The sequence below is a fragment of the Clostridium sp. JN-1 genome (assembly GCF_003718715.1).
Taxonomy (GTDB): domain Bacteria; phylum Bacillota; class Clostridia; order Clostridiales; family Clostridiaceae; genus Clostridium_AV.
The window spans coordinates 1,149,185-1,162,673 of the sequence record NZ_CP033465.1 but is presented as its reverse complement, the minus strand read 5'-3'; the positions used below and the strand labels follow the sequence as shown (position 1 = coordinate 1,162,673).

Annotated in this window: 15 protein-coding genes; all 15 read right to left on the bottom strand. The window is 27.8% G+C overall.

What is annotated here, in order from left to right; translation table 11 throughout:
- Nucleotides 1-230: 230 nt before the first annotated feature.
- Nucleotides 231-809, bottom strand: coding sequence for an SMC-Scp complex subunit ScpB (gene scpB / locus EBB51_RS05765; protein ID WP_123054991.1), 579 nt, complete (start codon nucleotides 807-809; stop codon nucleotides 231-233).
- Nucleotides 790-1,560: a segregation/condensation protein A gene (locus tag EBB51_RS05760; protein WP_123053592.1), complete on the bottom strand. Its 771-nt coding sequence runs from the start codon at nucleotides 1,558-1,560 to the stop codon at nucleotides 790-792. Before EBB51_RS05760 ends, scpB begins: the two co-directional genes overlap by 20 nt.
- Nucleotides 1,544-2,734 (bottom strand): CCA tRNA nucleotidyltransferase, encoded by a 1,191-nt coding sequence (locus EBB51_RS05755; protein ID WP_123053591.1) that lies wholly within the window; start codon nucleotides 2,732-2,734, stop codon nucleotides 1,544-1,546. The genes EBB51_RS05760 and EBB51_RS05755 overlap by 17 nt, the downstream gene beginning before the upstream one ends.
- A gap of 221 nt (nucleotides 2,735-2,955) precedes the next feature.
- On the bottom strand, nucleotides 2,956-4,149 hold the full coding sequence (locus EBB51_RS05750; protein WP_123053590.1) for a D-alanyl-D-alanine carboxypeptidase family protein: 1,194 nt from the start codon (nucleotides 4,147-4,149) through the stop codon (nucleotides 2,956-2,958).
- 169 nt (nucleotides 4,150-4,318) lie between these two features.
- The gene (gene xerD, locus EBB51_RS05745) at nucleotides 4,319-5,197 is read right to left on the bottom strand and encodes a site-specific tyrosine recombinase XerD (RefSeq protein WP_123053589.1); all 879 of its coding nucleotides are present in this window, start codon (nucleotides 5,195-5,197) and stop codon (nucleotides 4,319-4,321) included.
- A gap of 37 nt (nucleotides 5,198-5,234) precedes the next feature.
- Nucleotides 5,235-5,450, bottom strand: a complete 216-nt coding sequence (locus EBB51_RS05740; RefSeq protein ID WP_123053588.1) for an endonuclease III — start codon at nucleotides 5,448-5,450, stop codon at nucleotides 5,235-5,237.
- Nucleotides 5,447-6,097 (bottom strand): stage II sporulation protein M, encoded by a 651-nt coding sequence (gene spoIIM / locus EBB51_RS05735; protein WP_123053587.1) that lies wholly within the window; start codon nucleotides 6,095-6,097, stop codon nucleotides 5,447-5,449. Before spoIIM ends, EBB51_RS05740 begins: the two co-directional genes overlap by 4 nt.
- 69 nt (nucleotides 6,098-6,166) lie before the next feature.
- A complete protein-coding gene (locus EBB51_RS05730; RefSeq protein WP_123053586.1) occupies nucleotides 6,167-6,688 on the bottom strand; it encodes an NUDIX hydrolase in 522 nt (173 codons plus the stop codon).
- A 158-nt stretch (nucleotides 6,689-6,846) separates the two neighbouring features.
- A complete protein-coding gene (locus EBB51_RS05725) occupies nucleotides 6,847-7,026 on the bottom strand; it encodes a hypothetical protein (RefSeq protein WP_123053585.1) in 180 nt (59 codons plus the stop codon).
- Nucleotides 7,027-7,185: 159 nt separating this feature from the next.
- On the bottom strand, nucleotides 7,186-8,001 hold the full coding sequence (spo0A, locus tag EBB51_RS05720; protein ID WP_123053584.1) for a sporulation transcription factor Spo0A: 816 nt from the start codon (nucleotides 7,999-8,001) through the stop codon (nucleotides 7,186-7,188).
- A 229-nt stretch (nucleotides 8,002-8,230) separates the two neighbouring features.
- Nucleotides 8,231-9,454, bottom strand: a complete 1,224-nt coding sequence (gene spoIVB / locus EBB51_RS05715; protein ID WP_123053583.1) for a SpoIVB peptidase — start codon at nucleotides 9,452-9,454, stop codon at nucleotides 8,231-8,233.
- Between the two features lie 172 nt (nucleotides 9,455-9,626).
- A complete protein-coding gene (recN, locus tag EBB51_RS05710; RefSeq protein WP_123053582.1) occupies nucleotides 9,627-11,330 on the bottom strand; it encodes a DNA repair protein RecN in 1,704 nt (567 codons plus the stop codon).
- A 14-nt stretch (nucleotides 11,331-11,344) separates the two neighbouring features.
- Complete coding sequence (locus tag EBB51_RS05705; protein WP_123053581.1) at nucleotides 11,345-11,797, bottom strand: arginine repressor; 453 nt, start codon at nucleotides 11,795-11,797, stop codon at nucleotides 11,345-11,347.
- Entirely contained in the window at nucleotides 11,775-12,656 is an 882-nt protein-coding gene (locus tag EBB51_RS05700; protein ID WP_123053580.1) for an NAD(+)/NADH kinase, read from the bottom strand. The genes EBB51_RS05705 and EBB51_RS05700 overlap by 23 nt, the downstream gene beginning before the upstream one ends.
- Nucleotides 12,653-13,477: a TlyA family RNA methyltransferase gene (locus EBB51_RS05695; protein ID WP_123053579.1), complete on the bottom strand. Its 825-nt coding sequence runs from the start codon at nucleotides 13,475-13,477 to the stop codon at nucleotides 12,653-12,655. Before EBB51_RS05695 ends, EBB51_RS05700 begins: the two co-directional genes overlap by 4 nt.
- Between the last annotated feature and the right edge of the window lie 12 nt (nucleotides 13,478-13,489).

Sequence of the window (13,489 nt, the reverse complement as noted above, 5' to 3'; positions counted from 1 at the left end):
AATCTAGGTATGTTCTTTTATTTCTCAGGAGTACCCTCCTAAGTAAGTAATTATTTAAAAATCATAGATTTTAGATGCTTGCTTAAGCGATGTTTTGCATTAGCAAAACAAACTTAAAAAATAAATTAGTTTTCTGACGTAAGGAAGAAAACTCACCTTCTCTGTCCTCTGTCCTATGTCCTCTGCTTTTGTCTTTTGTCCTTTGTCCTCTGGTTTTTATGTTCTCTGCCTTAATCTTCATATTTATCTTCTACTAAATCATTTAACTGTGGAATTTGATTTAAACTATTAAATCCAAAATACTTTAAAAATTCATCTGTGGTAGAATATAGTATAGGTCTTCCTGGAACATCTAATCTTCCAGAATCCTTAACTAAATTTTTTTCCACTAAGTTGGCAATTGCTCTGTCACTTTTAACTCCCCTTATTTCATCTATGTCTATTCTTGTTATAGGTTGTTTATATGCAATAATAGCTAAGGTTTCAAGTGCTGCTTGGGATAATGATTGCCTGGAGTTATTTTGAACCAGCTTTTCTACATAATTTGAATTCTTAGATTTGGTAACCAAACTATATTTTCCATTCAAGCACATCAATTCTATGCCTCTGTCTTCAGTATTTTTATATTTACAGCTCATTTCTTCCAGTAATTTTTCCGTAAATTCAGTTTTACATTGAATTATTGATGCTATTTGCTTAATACTAAGTGGTTCTCCAGAAACAAATAGCAGTGATTCTATTACAGAAAAATATAATTCTTTGGTTGATGTACCTTCCATTTCCAATTGGTTAATGTTTAAGTCTTTCATCATTATCTACCCTCTTCACATAAATTTCTTTAAAATTATTTTCCTGAGTTACTAGTACATATTTTAGTTTTATAAGCTCAAGTAAAGCTAAAAAGGTAACAATTATCTCTATTCTTGAAGAACAATTTTTGGTTATATCAGAAAAGCATGTTCTTTGTTTAACTTTTAAATCCTTTACTATGTATAATATCTTATCTTCAATTTTGAATTTATCTACAGGTATTTCCTTATCAATTATATCATTCGTATTCATCTTTTGTTTATAATTACTCATTAATTTATTATATATTTCAAACAATTCAATAACAGTAACATTTTTAAGGAACTTTAGGGGATCTAAGTCTTTCTTTTTACCTTCTTCTATTATCTCTGGTTTCTTGCTGTACATTTTTCCTGTTTGAACTTGTCTCTTACTTAAAAACTTAGCTGCTAATTTAAATTTTTTATACTGTACAAGTTTATCAACAAGTTCTTTTTCCACGTCCTTTTCTTCTAGATCTGCTGCAACTTCATCATTTTTAACTTTAGGTAACAATGTTTTGGACTTTATTTCAATTAATGTTGCAGCTATTACTATAAACTCTGAAGTTACTTCTAGATCCATTTCATTCATAGTGTGTATATAGTCTAAATATTGATTTGTAATATAGTGTATTTTTATATCATATATATCCATCTTATTCTTTCTTATTAGGTGAAGCAGCAAATCAAATGGTCCTTCAAAGTTATCCATCTTAATATTTAAAGACATCTTTAATCTCTCCTAAATTTTCAATCAAATATTTTGTTTCATTTACTATTCCAACATCAAGCTTTATTTTCAACATATAATCTAATATTTTTCCTATAACTTTATCATCTTGTATTCCAATACTTTTTAAATACTCATTATCCATATTTAATTTAATATCTTTTAAATTTTTCACATAGTTTAATATTCTATATTTAGTACCTTCATCCCATCCCATAAGTACAAGCAAGTACTTGTCTAAATTATTTAATCTTTTATATATCTCATAGTTATCCATATCTTTATAAAATAGCTCCGTCATTTTATTATTATAATAGTATTTCATAGATTTTTTAAGTCTTTTATCTAAAATAGAATTTTCCATAAGAATTTGCTTAAATTTAAAACATTTCATACAAAAAAATAAATTTAAAATTCTTATATTGATATTATTATAAGAATAACTTTTAACTATATTGGGAATCCCTAAATAATTTAAATTTAAATCAAATATTTTTAGCCAAGAACAAGTTACAAAATTAGATATCCATTTTTCTTCCCTGCACATTGCATACAATTCCCCTACTATTTTATCACTGTTTACAGTATTAAACACGCCATTCTCAATACACTTTTTAATTTCAGCTGCATCGCAAATTTTAAGATAATATCTAACGCTGTACCTTATCCCTCTAAAAATTCTTGTTGGATCTTCTTCATAACTATTCTCGTGAACTTTTTTAAGCTCACCATTATATAAATCATCTATTCCGCCAAATACATCTATAATTGAGTTTTTAACTATATCATATGCTATAGCATTTATAGTAAAATCCCTTCTATACAAATCATCATATATATCAGATGGTATAATAATAGGCAGTTGTCCATTTTGTTCATAAATTTCTTTTCTACAGCGTATTAAATTTAAAGATATTCCATTATCAAATATTAATGAGGCAGTTTGAAATTTATCATAATACTTATATTCCTTTATTCCTTTAATATACCTTACCAACTTTTTAGGATCCTCATTTAAACATATATCTATATCATTTATTTTTCTAGCTAAGATTAAATCTCTTAAAGTTCCACCAACTAAATATGCTTTTATGCTGTCTCTAATACATATATCCTTTAGACAATTTATAACATCAACTTGATCTTTATCAAAATTAATCAATATGTCTTTCATATCATTCTTACTCCTTATGCTGTTTATATTAAATAAACTTAATTTTCATTTACTAATATTATACAACATATGTTAGTGCTATTTTCAATTTACTTCCTAAATATATAATAAGTAACATAAGCAGTATTGAAATATTTAAAAATTGCATAAGATATAAGTAAATATAAAGCAATTTTTAAATACAATACTGCTTTTTATATTAAAACAATTATATAATAATTTTAAACTCCACTATCTAAAACTTTTGAAAAATTATCTTTTAAATTTCCAAAGATACCCGGCCTTTTTACATTCCTATCACTGTACAACTTAACTTTTCCAACTAATTTTCCATCAACATATATCTCACAGTATCCTACTATATCATTTGCCTTGTAAACTTTCTTGTTTTTATCAAATACACATTTTTTAGTTATCTTGTTATCCTTGCCTTTTTCCAATATTGCACTCAGATTTTCACTAGATTTGGCAATAAAAAACCTATTTCCCTTCTTATCTAAATTAACTTTTTCTATATCCATTCCCTTGGTTATAAGTTTTTTATTCTCAAATTTTGAAAAGCCATAATTCATAAGAACACTTGCATCCTTGTTCCTAACTTTGAATGTTGGAGATCCCATTATAACAGCAAGCATTCTAACTCCATCCCTTGATGCCGTAGCAGAAATACAGTATTTTGCTTCATCTGTAAATCCCGTCTTTAATCCATCACAACCTTTAAAGAACCTAACTAATTTATTATGATTTACAAGTCCTATAGGTGATTTCCTTCCTTCAGAAATAGTCTCCATATATGTTCCTGTATACTTTAATATAGCAGGATGTTTTAATAATTCCCTTGACATTATAGATATATCATAAGCTGTTGTAATATGTCCCTCTGCATTTAATCCAGTACAATTTTTAAAAGTGGTATCTTTCATTCCAAGTTGAGCTGCCCTATCATTCATGAGTTTCACAAATGCATCTTGACTTCCGGCTATATATTCAGCTAAAGCTACTGCTGCATCGTTTCCCGAAGCAATTCCAACACCTTTTATTAATTCCTCTACTGTTCTAATTTCTCCTGTATCCAAAAGCATAGAACTTCCACCCATTTGTTTTGCATTTTCACTTACAGTAACTTTATCAGACATTTTTATTTTTCCAGAATCAACTGCCTCCATAGTTAAGAGCATAGTCATGATTTTAGTAACAGAAGCAGGCGGCAGCTTTTCATGGGAATTTTTTTCATATATTATTCTTCCACTTACAGGTTCCATGAGAAGTACTGACTTACTTTCCGAACTTAAATCTGTTATTTCAGTTTGATTTTTTGGATTTTCTGCTTTAACTTTTATTGGTACAGAAAGTATACCAGTCAAAAAAATTAAAGTCATAATCAAACTTAAAATATTTTTATTTATTTTATTCATACTAATCCTCCTTTCTTCAAAATTACTTTTCCCGAAAATAATCTTAATTATGACTTTTTTTAAAGAATAGAAGAATTTTATATAAAATAAACTATTTAAAAGCATAAAAATAAGAGTATTTGACTTTTTAAAACAATCAAAAACTCTTATTCTTAATTTTAATTACAATTTATGCTCTTGGATGAGTTCTTTTATAAACTTCTGCAATTTTGCTTTTCCTTGAAATTGTAGAATATATTTGTGTGGCTGATAAATCTTTATGTCCTAGAAGTTCTTGTACAGATTTTATATCTGCACCATTTTGAAGCAGGTGAACTGCAAATGAATGTCTAAGTGTAAAAGAAGTCATATACTTATTTATACCTGATCGTTTGGCATAATATTTTATTATCTTCCAAAAACCTTGTCTCGTCATTTTCGCACCTTTTAAATTTAAGAATAAAAAATCTAAATTATAAACATTTAAATCAGGTCTTACTTTTAAATACTTGTTCAAATACTTTACGGCTACAGAACCAACTGGTATTATTCTCTCTTTGTTTTTAGCTCCCCTGCATTTAACATAATTAAATTTAACATTAATATCGTAAATTGTTAGATTCAATAACTCCGTAACTTTCATTCCAGTAGCATACATGAGTTCAAGCATAGCTTTATCTCTTATTCCCTTTTCTGTGGTTGAATCCGGTGCTTGCAAAAGCTTGTCTACATCTTCTATTGTGAGTATTCTAGGAATATTATGCTTAATTTTAGGTATCTCGTAATTTATAACTGGATTTTCATTGATAATACCTTTTGAAACAAGATATTTATAAAAGCTTCTAAGTGATACAATATTTCTAATAATAGATGACGCAGCTTTACCTTCCTTTTGTAAATATTGTACATAAGCCATAACTGAAACCACTTCAATTTCAGTTATCTTTTCTTTTCTGCCTTTTATAAAATCTGAGAACTTAGTTATATCTCTTACATATGCATCCAATGTATTTTTACTCAAATTTTTATTTTCTAAGTATTCAACATACTTCAACAAGATATTATCCATATATTACTCCTATCTTTTTTTAAAATAAAGTCAATACTTATTTTAAAAAATTGTTAAATACAATAATGTAATTACTTATTATATCTGCATTTTTCTCAACCACATTATACACTAAAATACTATTATTATACGATTTGTCCATATAATAATACAAACTATAATCAATAAGTTTAGGAAGCAGTAATCCAAAAAATATTAATATTAAAAAACATTCTAATAAAGTGGCAGCAAATTCTAAATTATTTTTATTCATACTAACATACTTCCAATACTTGCTATTACCACCTTTAAGATATGAGGTGTAAGATATGATTCCATAGTAAACCCTACAGCCATAATTATCGTTATAAGAATAAATGAAAAAGAATAAGATGTAATTTTAATCCATACATTAGAAGCCCAATTTTTATTACTTTTATCCTTTAATATATTTAATGAAAATTCCATAGCAAGCACAGAAACAAATATAATACAAGGTATGTATATTATATTTTGAGGCAGCACTCCAAGGAGTGAAACCCACATCCCCTTTATTCCCATACTATTTATTATAAAACTAATTGTAAATCCTACAGTAAACCCCTTTAATATATCAATTATTAATATAATAGGAATACCTATCATAGTAAGACCTAAGAACCAAACTGCAATTAATACAGGTATATTGTTTTTTATTGCCTGGATAAAAATAGATTTATAATCTATGTTTCCAGAACTAATAGTTGAGCTAAAACCCTTAATATAACTTATAAGGTCACTTTTTTCAAATCCACCCATATACCTTACAGAATATATTCCAAGTACTATCCCTGTACATATACATAAAAGACTTACTACATAAAGCCAAAAGTTGTTTTGAATATGTTCATTCAAAGTATCTATAAATTTGTTTTGTAGCATAATTTATCCCCCTCTTGTTAGTAGTTTCTTTTTTTATATCTATGACTAACAAAAGAGTTATATGACTATTTATTCCATCATGAAAATTGCTGCAGTTTTTGCATCAATTATCTTACCATCTTTAATCATCTGTTTAACTTTTTTTACATTAAATTCTCTTAAATTTATAAACTCATCTTCATCTTGCAAATTATCATTTCCTTTATATAAATCCTGCGCCTTAAATAAATATATGTACTCATCGCAAAATCCAGGACTTGTAACTATTTTCCCAAGATAGTCAAACTTTTTTGCCTTGTAACCAGTTTCTTCTTCTAATTCCCTAATAGCACAAACTTTTGGTTCTTCTCCTTTTTCAATTTTTCCTGCAGGCACTTCTAATAATCTTTGTTCTATTGGTTTTCTAAACTGTTCAACTAACAATATGGTACTGCTGTCTTTATATGCAAGTACAGCTACACCACCTGGATGATTTACTATTTCTCTTTTAGCTTCTCTTCCATCAGGAAGCTTTACTTTCTGCAAATTAACATTTATAATCTTACCAGAATATATATTTTTAGACTCCAGTGTTTTTTCATCAAATTCCATTTTCAGCACCTCAACTTATTTCTTAATGCACTTTATACTAATTTTATACTTGAAATACGTAAATGTCAATTAAAGGTATCTATTATGTATGTAAAAACTAAAGACTAAAAGTTAAAACCTTTACAATTAAGTTTCACACTTTTAGTCTTTAAGTTAAATCAGTCAGCATCCACTTGATCATCTATTTTTTTTACAACCTTTTTATAACCTCTTATAACTTGTCTAAGCTCATCTTCTTTATCATCTGCCTCAGCAAGCTTTTCCCTTAATTCATTTATTCTGCTTGTAACTAAGTCTCTGATAATCTTTATATCTTTTAATTCTAAATCAAGTTTCATTTTATCACCTTCCCTGTTAAATATTATGTTTTTAAAACTTATTTTAGAATTTTATTATTTAATATTTATATTATACTACATAATATAAAAAAAGCAGCCCCTATATAAATAAAGAGGTTACTTTCTAAGTAGTATAAAAAAGTTAATTTAGTTAAATCTTTAACTAACTTTGTTTTTAAGTCTGAGTTTATCAGCAACCATAGCAATGAATTCACTATTAGTTGGCTTACCTTTATCGTTATGTATAGTATAACCAAATATCCTGTTTATTGTTTCAACCTGTCCTCTAGACCAAGCTACTTCAATTGCATGTCTTATTGCTCTTTCAACTCTACTTGCTGTAGTATTATATTTTTTAGCTATAGAAGGATACAATTCTTTAGTAACTGCAGATAGTAACTCCATGTTATTTACAACCATTGTAATTGCTTCTCTTAAGTACATATAACCTTTAATATGTGCCGGAACACCTATCTCATGTATAATATTTGTTATCTCCTGTTCCAAATTATTTTCCTCATTCCTCATAAACTTAACTTCTGAAGTATCAGCTAGAGAAATAGTTTTTTTAACTTGACCCGATCTAATTATGCTGCCATTAAACATTTGTCTAATTCTCTTTGTAAATACATCCATATCAAAAGGCTTTACTACATAATAATCTGCTCCAAGGGCAATTGCTGTTTGAGTTATTTTATCTTGGCCTACTGCTGAAAGTACAATTATTCTTGGCATATGGTCTATATCCATGCTGCTTAATCTTTCAAGGACTCCAAGCCCATCAAGATGAGGCATAATTATATCTAATACTAATAAATCGGGCTTCTTTTCCTGTATAAGTTTTAAGGCTTCGATTCCATCTTTAGCTATTCCAGTTACTACTATATCCCTTTGGTTTAATAGGTAATCATTGAGAATGTTACAAAATTCCTTATTATCATCTGCAATAACTACACTTATTTTTGATTGTTCCATATTCTTTACTCCCCTTTTTTATTATTTAGTCCCATATCTTAACAATTAATACATTCGACAAAAGTATTTTAAATCCTTCCGCTGCTAAATAAAAACTTTAAATAAAGTTTTAATTATAAAAGATAGCATAAATTATGCTATCTTTATATAATTATTTTATCACATATCTTTTTATTACTTAATATTTTAGACAACTTTGACATTTTATTTCTACCTTTCTCATATTATATTACTTAGATAATATGTTAGAATCCTTGATCATCCATTCTATATATATTCCATAACCTACATCAGGTTTATTTATTAATACATGTGTTACAGCTCCTACTATTTTATTATTTTGTATAATAGGACTTCCGCTCATTCCTTGAACTATACCTCCTGTTTTACTTAGGAGTACTGGATCAGTTACTTTTATTATCATGCTTTTAGGTCCCGGCGAATCTTGCTGCAAAAGTTTTTCTATTTGTATATCATAAAGTTTTGGTTTATTTCCCTCTATAGTAGTAAGAATTTTAGCTGGTCCTTCTTTTATTTCATTTCTTAAAGCTATTTTCATAGGTTTACAACCTTTGTTTATAAGCTTTTTATCTCCTTCGCCGAATATTCCACATTCAGTATTTTTATATATTTTACCTAATATTTTTTGTTGTTCTATAAATATTCCCTTAAGTTCTCCGGGATTACCTCTCAAGCCTTTTTTTATTGATATTATAGAAGATGGAATTACCTCTCCATAACTTATATTCATAATAGTACCTGTATCTATATCTGTAATAGGATGTCCTAGGGCAGCAAATATGCTTGTTTTATCATCATAAAATGTCAAAGTTCCAACTCCAGCTGCACAATCTCTTACCCACAAACCTATTTTATAAGTATTATTATCTTCTCCTTTAATAGGATTTACTTGCTTTTCAAGTACATTTCCTTTTCTTTCAATTGTAACTTTTATATTTTTGCCTTTGCAATTATTTACTTCACTTTGAACTTGCTCTGCACTTTTTATATATACATCATTTATTTTAGTAATGTTATCCCCAACTTGTATTCCACTTAGTGCAGCTGGACTAGCTTTTCCTTGAGGAGTTTTAATATCTGATAATGCAACTACAAGAACTCCTTTTGTATTTAGTTTTACACCTATGGGCTGACCTCCAGGATACACCATCATATTATTACTAACAGATTGTAAAAATATCGATTTTACTGGTAAAACTCCAAATAAATTCAATTTAACCTTTTTACAATCACTTACTATCTTTTTATCTACATTATCTACTTTAATATCATCTTTGTCTCTAACTTTTAAAATTGTATTAAGTTTTAAACATTCTCCTTCCCTCAAAAATATCGTCTGTGGTACTCTTTGAACTTTATAATAAACAGTCATTGTTATTAACAGGATAGGAATTAAAATAAAACATAGAAGTTTTTTTCTTTTAATATGCATGTTTTTTTACCTCCTGTTTTTTATATCTATGTTTTTAAATTACCCTTTTAGATATTTTATTATGCTATTATATACTTTCATTTAAAGTTATGATTTAATTTATAAGTAAATTTTTTCAGATGAATTATATATATTAGTCAAAAAATAAAAAATCGCAGTTTAAATGCGATTTTTATCTTTTTGACTTTATTTCTAATTTCTTAATATTAGCCATCTTTATAAGCTCTCTAGAATGTTCCAGCGTCAATTTTGTAACTTCCAAGCCGCCTATCATTTTAGCTATTTCATATTCTTTTTGGTTATCTTTCATTTTTCTAACATGTGTAAAAGTCTTCTTATTTTTAACTTCTTTAGATACTAGATAGTATTCATCTGATATACATGCAATCTGCGGCAAATGTGTTACACAAAAAACTTGATGATTTTTGGATATAGCATACATTTTTTCAGCCACACATTGAGCTATTCTACCGCTAATTCCAGTATCTATTTCATCAAATATAACCGATGGAATCTTATCTTTATCTACAAATACAGTTTTAAGTGCTAACATAATTCTAGAAAGCTCTCCTCCTGATACAACCTTTTCCAAGGGTTTTAATGGTTCCCCAGGGTTTGTAGAAATAAGAAATTGAACTGAATCCATACCGTTTAAATGAAACTTTTCATCTAATTTTACTTCTACCTTAAAAACACTCTTTTCAAGTCCAACAAAATTCAATTCATTTTTTATGTCTTTTTCTAAACTTTTAGCTATTTTACATCTTTCGGTATGAATATATTTACCATAAGTTTTTAATTTTTCTTCTATTTTTGTCTTTTCAACTTCTAAACTTTTAATTATCTCGTTACTATTTATAATTTCATTATATTGGATTAATATCTTGTCTTTATATTCAAAAATTTTAGATATTGTACTTCCATACTTTTTTTTATAGCCGCTTATCTGATACATTCTACTATTTATATATTCTAGTTCAGATTCATCATAATATACATTATCTTTAATACTTCTTACATTTTCAATAGCATCTTCTATGTTATAATAAGCATCTTTAAGAGCTTTGCTAATATCTACAGCTTGAGGAAAACTTTCCTCTATAGTATCAAGGCTCTTTATTATAAGTCTTAATTTATTATATATAGGTTCAATGTTTTCTCTTCCTTCATACAAATCAACATAACAATTATTTAAAATATTACTTATTTTTTCTGAATTAGAGAGTATTTTATACTTTTCCTCTAGTTTTATATCCTCATTAACCTTTAAATTAGCAGAATTTATTTCATCTATTTGATACTTCAAAAAATCTACAAGTTTGCTTCTTTCCTCGCCGTTACCTTTTAGCCTTACAATATCATTTTGTTTATCAATAAGTTCCTTGTACTTTTGTTTATAATGATTTAAATAGTTTTGAAACTTTTCATTACCAAAATCATCTACATAATTTATATGATTTTCAGCTGAAAGTAAATTTTGATTTTCATGCTGACCATGAATATCAATTAAAGTTGAACTTATAGTTCTAAGTGTACTCAATAAAACTGACTTTCCATTTACCTTTGCAATACTTTTTCCAGATTGAAATGTTTCTCTACTTATTATTATTAAATCTTCCATTTCAATTTCATTTTTTTTTAAAATACTTGAAGTCTTTGGATTTTCAATTGTAAAAACGGCTTCTACAAAAGTTTTATTTTCACCTGTCCTTATTAAATCTCTATTAAATTTACATCCAAGCACATAATTTATAGCATCTATCAATATAGATTTACCAGCACCTGTTTCACCTGCAAATACATTAAATCCGCCGCTAAATGATATTGTCAGTGCTTGTATTAAAGCAAAATTTTTTATATTTAATTGAAGGAGCATAAATCAAAAGCCTCCTAATCAGAAATCATCCTTTTCATTTTTTGAGTTATAACTTGAGCTTTTTCACTATCCCTTGCCAATATGAAGATAGTGTTATCTCCGGCAACAGTACCTGCAATTCCTTCAAACTTAAGGGAATCTATAGCTTCTGCTGCTGCAGATCCAGAACCTGAAATAGTTTTTATGACAATAAAGTTCTGTACATTCTCTACACTTATAACTGTTTGAGAAAAAATATTGATAAGTTTGTTTGATAAAAAGTTTTCAGTATGTGATATAGTAGCATATTTATATTTACCATTTTCACCTAAAACCTTAATTAATTTTAACTCTTTTATATCCCTTGAAACAGTAGCTTGCGTAACATCCATGCCACTTTTCCTTAATTCACTTGCCAGTTCTTCTTGCGTTTCAATATCTTTAGTATTTATAATTTCAAGTATTTTAGCATGTCTTGTTACTTTCATAATTTTCACCTTCACATTCCCTTACCCTGTAAATTATTTTTTTTCGCAGTGTATCAAAATAGTCATTACTATTTAATTTTATAAGTTTACATTTATTTTTAGCAGTATGTATATTAATAGCATCTGTTTTATCCATCTTTACCCACTGTTGTCCATCTATAGACATGAATACATCTTCAATACTTTTAGAAAATTCTATAGATATATTAGCGCTGCCATCAAGAACTATAGTTCTTGCACCAAGATTAGTTGAAAACATAGGTGTAAGTGCTAAGGTATTTAAAGTAGGATATATTATAGGTCCTCCAGCTGACAGAGAATACGCAGTTGAACCAGTTGCAGTAGATACTATTATTCCATCTGCCGCAAATGTATTATAATACTTATTTCCAATATACACTTTATACTTAATTATTCTTTCTAAAAAACCTTTTGATAAAACTACATCATTAAGTCCTATATACTTTTTGACTATACCGCTGCCTTTAATTTCCTTATAAGTACATTCGATCATATTTCTTTCTTCTATAGTATAATCTCCATTAAATAAGCTCATCATTGCAGAATTTATCTTTGAATTTTCTACTTGAGCTAAAAAACCTAAATGTCCCATGTTTATTCCTAAAATAGGTATTTCATATTTTGCTGCATGTCTTGCTGTATTTAATATAGTTCCATCGCCGCCCAATGCTATGATTATATCTAAGTTGCAGCTTTCCTCACAATCAAGTCCATTGCAATCTTCGTATATTCTTACATTGATTCCTTCCCTTTCATTATGTACAGCTTTAACTATAGAATTTATTATTTTTTTTTCACTATCTTTAGTAGTATTTACATTTATACCTATGTTCTTCATAATTCCTCCCCATTAAGTTCATGGTGCGCTAAGTTAACTATATTTACAATTTCATCGTCATTAAAACTTTGGTTAAAATCTTTAGACTTAGTGAAATAAATTAAATACTCTATGTTTCCCTCAGGTCCTTTTATAGGGGAATAATCCAAGTTTATAATTTTAACATTATATTTGTCTAAGAAGTTTACAATATCCCTAACAACTTCTTCATGAGTACTTTTTTCTTTTACTACACCCTTTTTGCCAACTTTTTCTCTTCCTGCTTCAAACTGCGGCTTTATTAAAGCCATTATTTCACCATTTTCCTTTAATAATTCTAGTACAACAGGTATTACCTTTTTTAATGAAATAAATGATACATCTATACTTGCAAAGTCTGTTAGCTCTCCTATATCTTCAGGTTTTACATACCTTATATTAGTCCTCTCCATGCATACAACTCTTTCGTCTATTCTAAGTTTCCATGCAAACTGACCATATCCTACATCTATTGAATATACCTTTTTAGCCTTATTTTGAAGCATGCAATCTGTAAATCCTCCAGTTGAAGCACCTATGTCCATGCATACTTTATCACTTAAATCTATATTAAAATTCTTTATAGCTTTTTCAAGTTTTAATCCACCTCGACTTACAAAAGGCATATGTTTTCCTTTAAATTCTACATTAGAATTTTCATCCACTTTTTGACCGCATTTGTCTATTCTTTGATTGTTTACAAATATTTCTCCAGCCATTATACTTGCTTTTGCCCTTTCTCTCGATGTGAAAATTCCTTTTTTTACTAACAATATATCTAGTCTTTCTTTATTTCCTGACATAATGAACTCCTC

What these genes read in the sequence shown, in the direction of transcription:
- scpB (WP_123054991.1), bottom strand. Translation starts at nt 809, where the DNA reads ATGAAAGACTTAAACATTAACCAATTGGAAATGGAAGGTACATCAACC.
- EBB51_RS05760 (WP_123053592.1), bottom strand. Translation starts at nt 1,560, where the DNA reads ATGTCTTTAAATATTAAGATGGATAACTTTGAAGGACCATTTGATTTG.
- EBB51_RS05755 (WP_123053591.1), bottom strand. Translation starts at nt 2,734, where the DNA reads ATGAAAGACATATTGATTAATTTTGATAAAGATCAAGTTGATGTTATA.
- EBB51_RS05750 (WP_123053590.1), bottom strand. Translation starts at nt 4,149, where the DNA reads ATGAATAAAATAAATAAAAATATTTTAAGTTTGATTATGACTTTAATT.
- xerD (WP_123053589.1), bottom strand. Translation starts at nt 5,197, where the DNA reads ATGGATAATATCTTGTTGAAGTATGTTGAATACTTAGAAAATAAAAAT.
- EBB51_RS05740 (WP_123053588.1), bottom strand. Translation starts at nt 5,450, where the DNA reads ATGAATAAAAATAATTTAGAATTTGCTGCCACTTTATTAGAATGTTTT.
- spoIIM (WP_123053587.1), bottom strand. Translation starts at nt 6,097, where the DNA reads ATGCTACAAAACAAATTTATAGATACTTTGAATGAACATATTCAAAAC.
- EBB51_RS05730 (WP_123053586.1), bottom strand. Translation starts at nt 6,688, where the DNA reads ATGGAATTTGATGAAAAAACACTGGAGTCTAAAAATATATATTCTGGT.
- EBB51_RS05725 (WP_123053585.1), bottom strand. Translation starts at nt 7,026, where the DNA reads ATGAAACTTGATTTAGAATTAAAAGATATAAAGATTATCAGAGACTTA.
- spo0A (WP_123053584.1), bottom strand. Translation starts at nt 8,001, where the DNA reads ATGGAACAATCAAAAATAAGTGTAGTTATTGCAGATGATAATAAGGAA.
- spoIVB (WP_123053583.1), bottom strand. Translation starts at nt 9,454, where the DNA reads ATGCATATTAAAAGAAAAAAACTTCTATGTTTTATTTTAATTCCTATC.
- recN (WP_123053582.1), bottom strand. Translation starts at nt 11,330, where the DNA reads ATGCTCCTTCAATTAAATATAAAAAATTTTGCTTTAATACAAGCACTG.
- EBB51_RS05705 (WP_123053581.1), bottom strand. Translation starts at nt 11,797, where the DNA reads ATGAAAGTAACAAGACATGCTAAAATACTTGAAATTATAAATACTAAA.
- EBB51_RS05700 (WP_123053580.1), bottom strand. Translation starts at nt 12,656, where the DNA reads ATGAAGAACATAGGTATAAATGTAAATACTACTAAAGATAGTGAAAAA.
- EBB51_RS05695 (WP_123053579.1), bottom strand. Translation starts at nt 13,477, where the DNA reads ATGTCAGGAAATAAAGAAAGACTAGATATATTGTTAGTAAAAAAAGGA.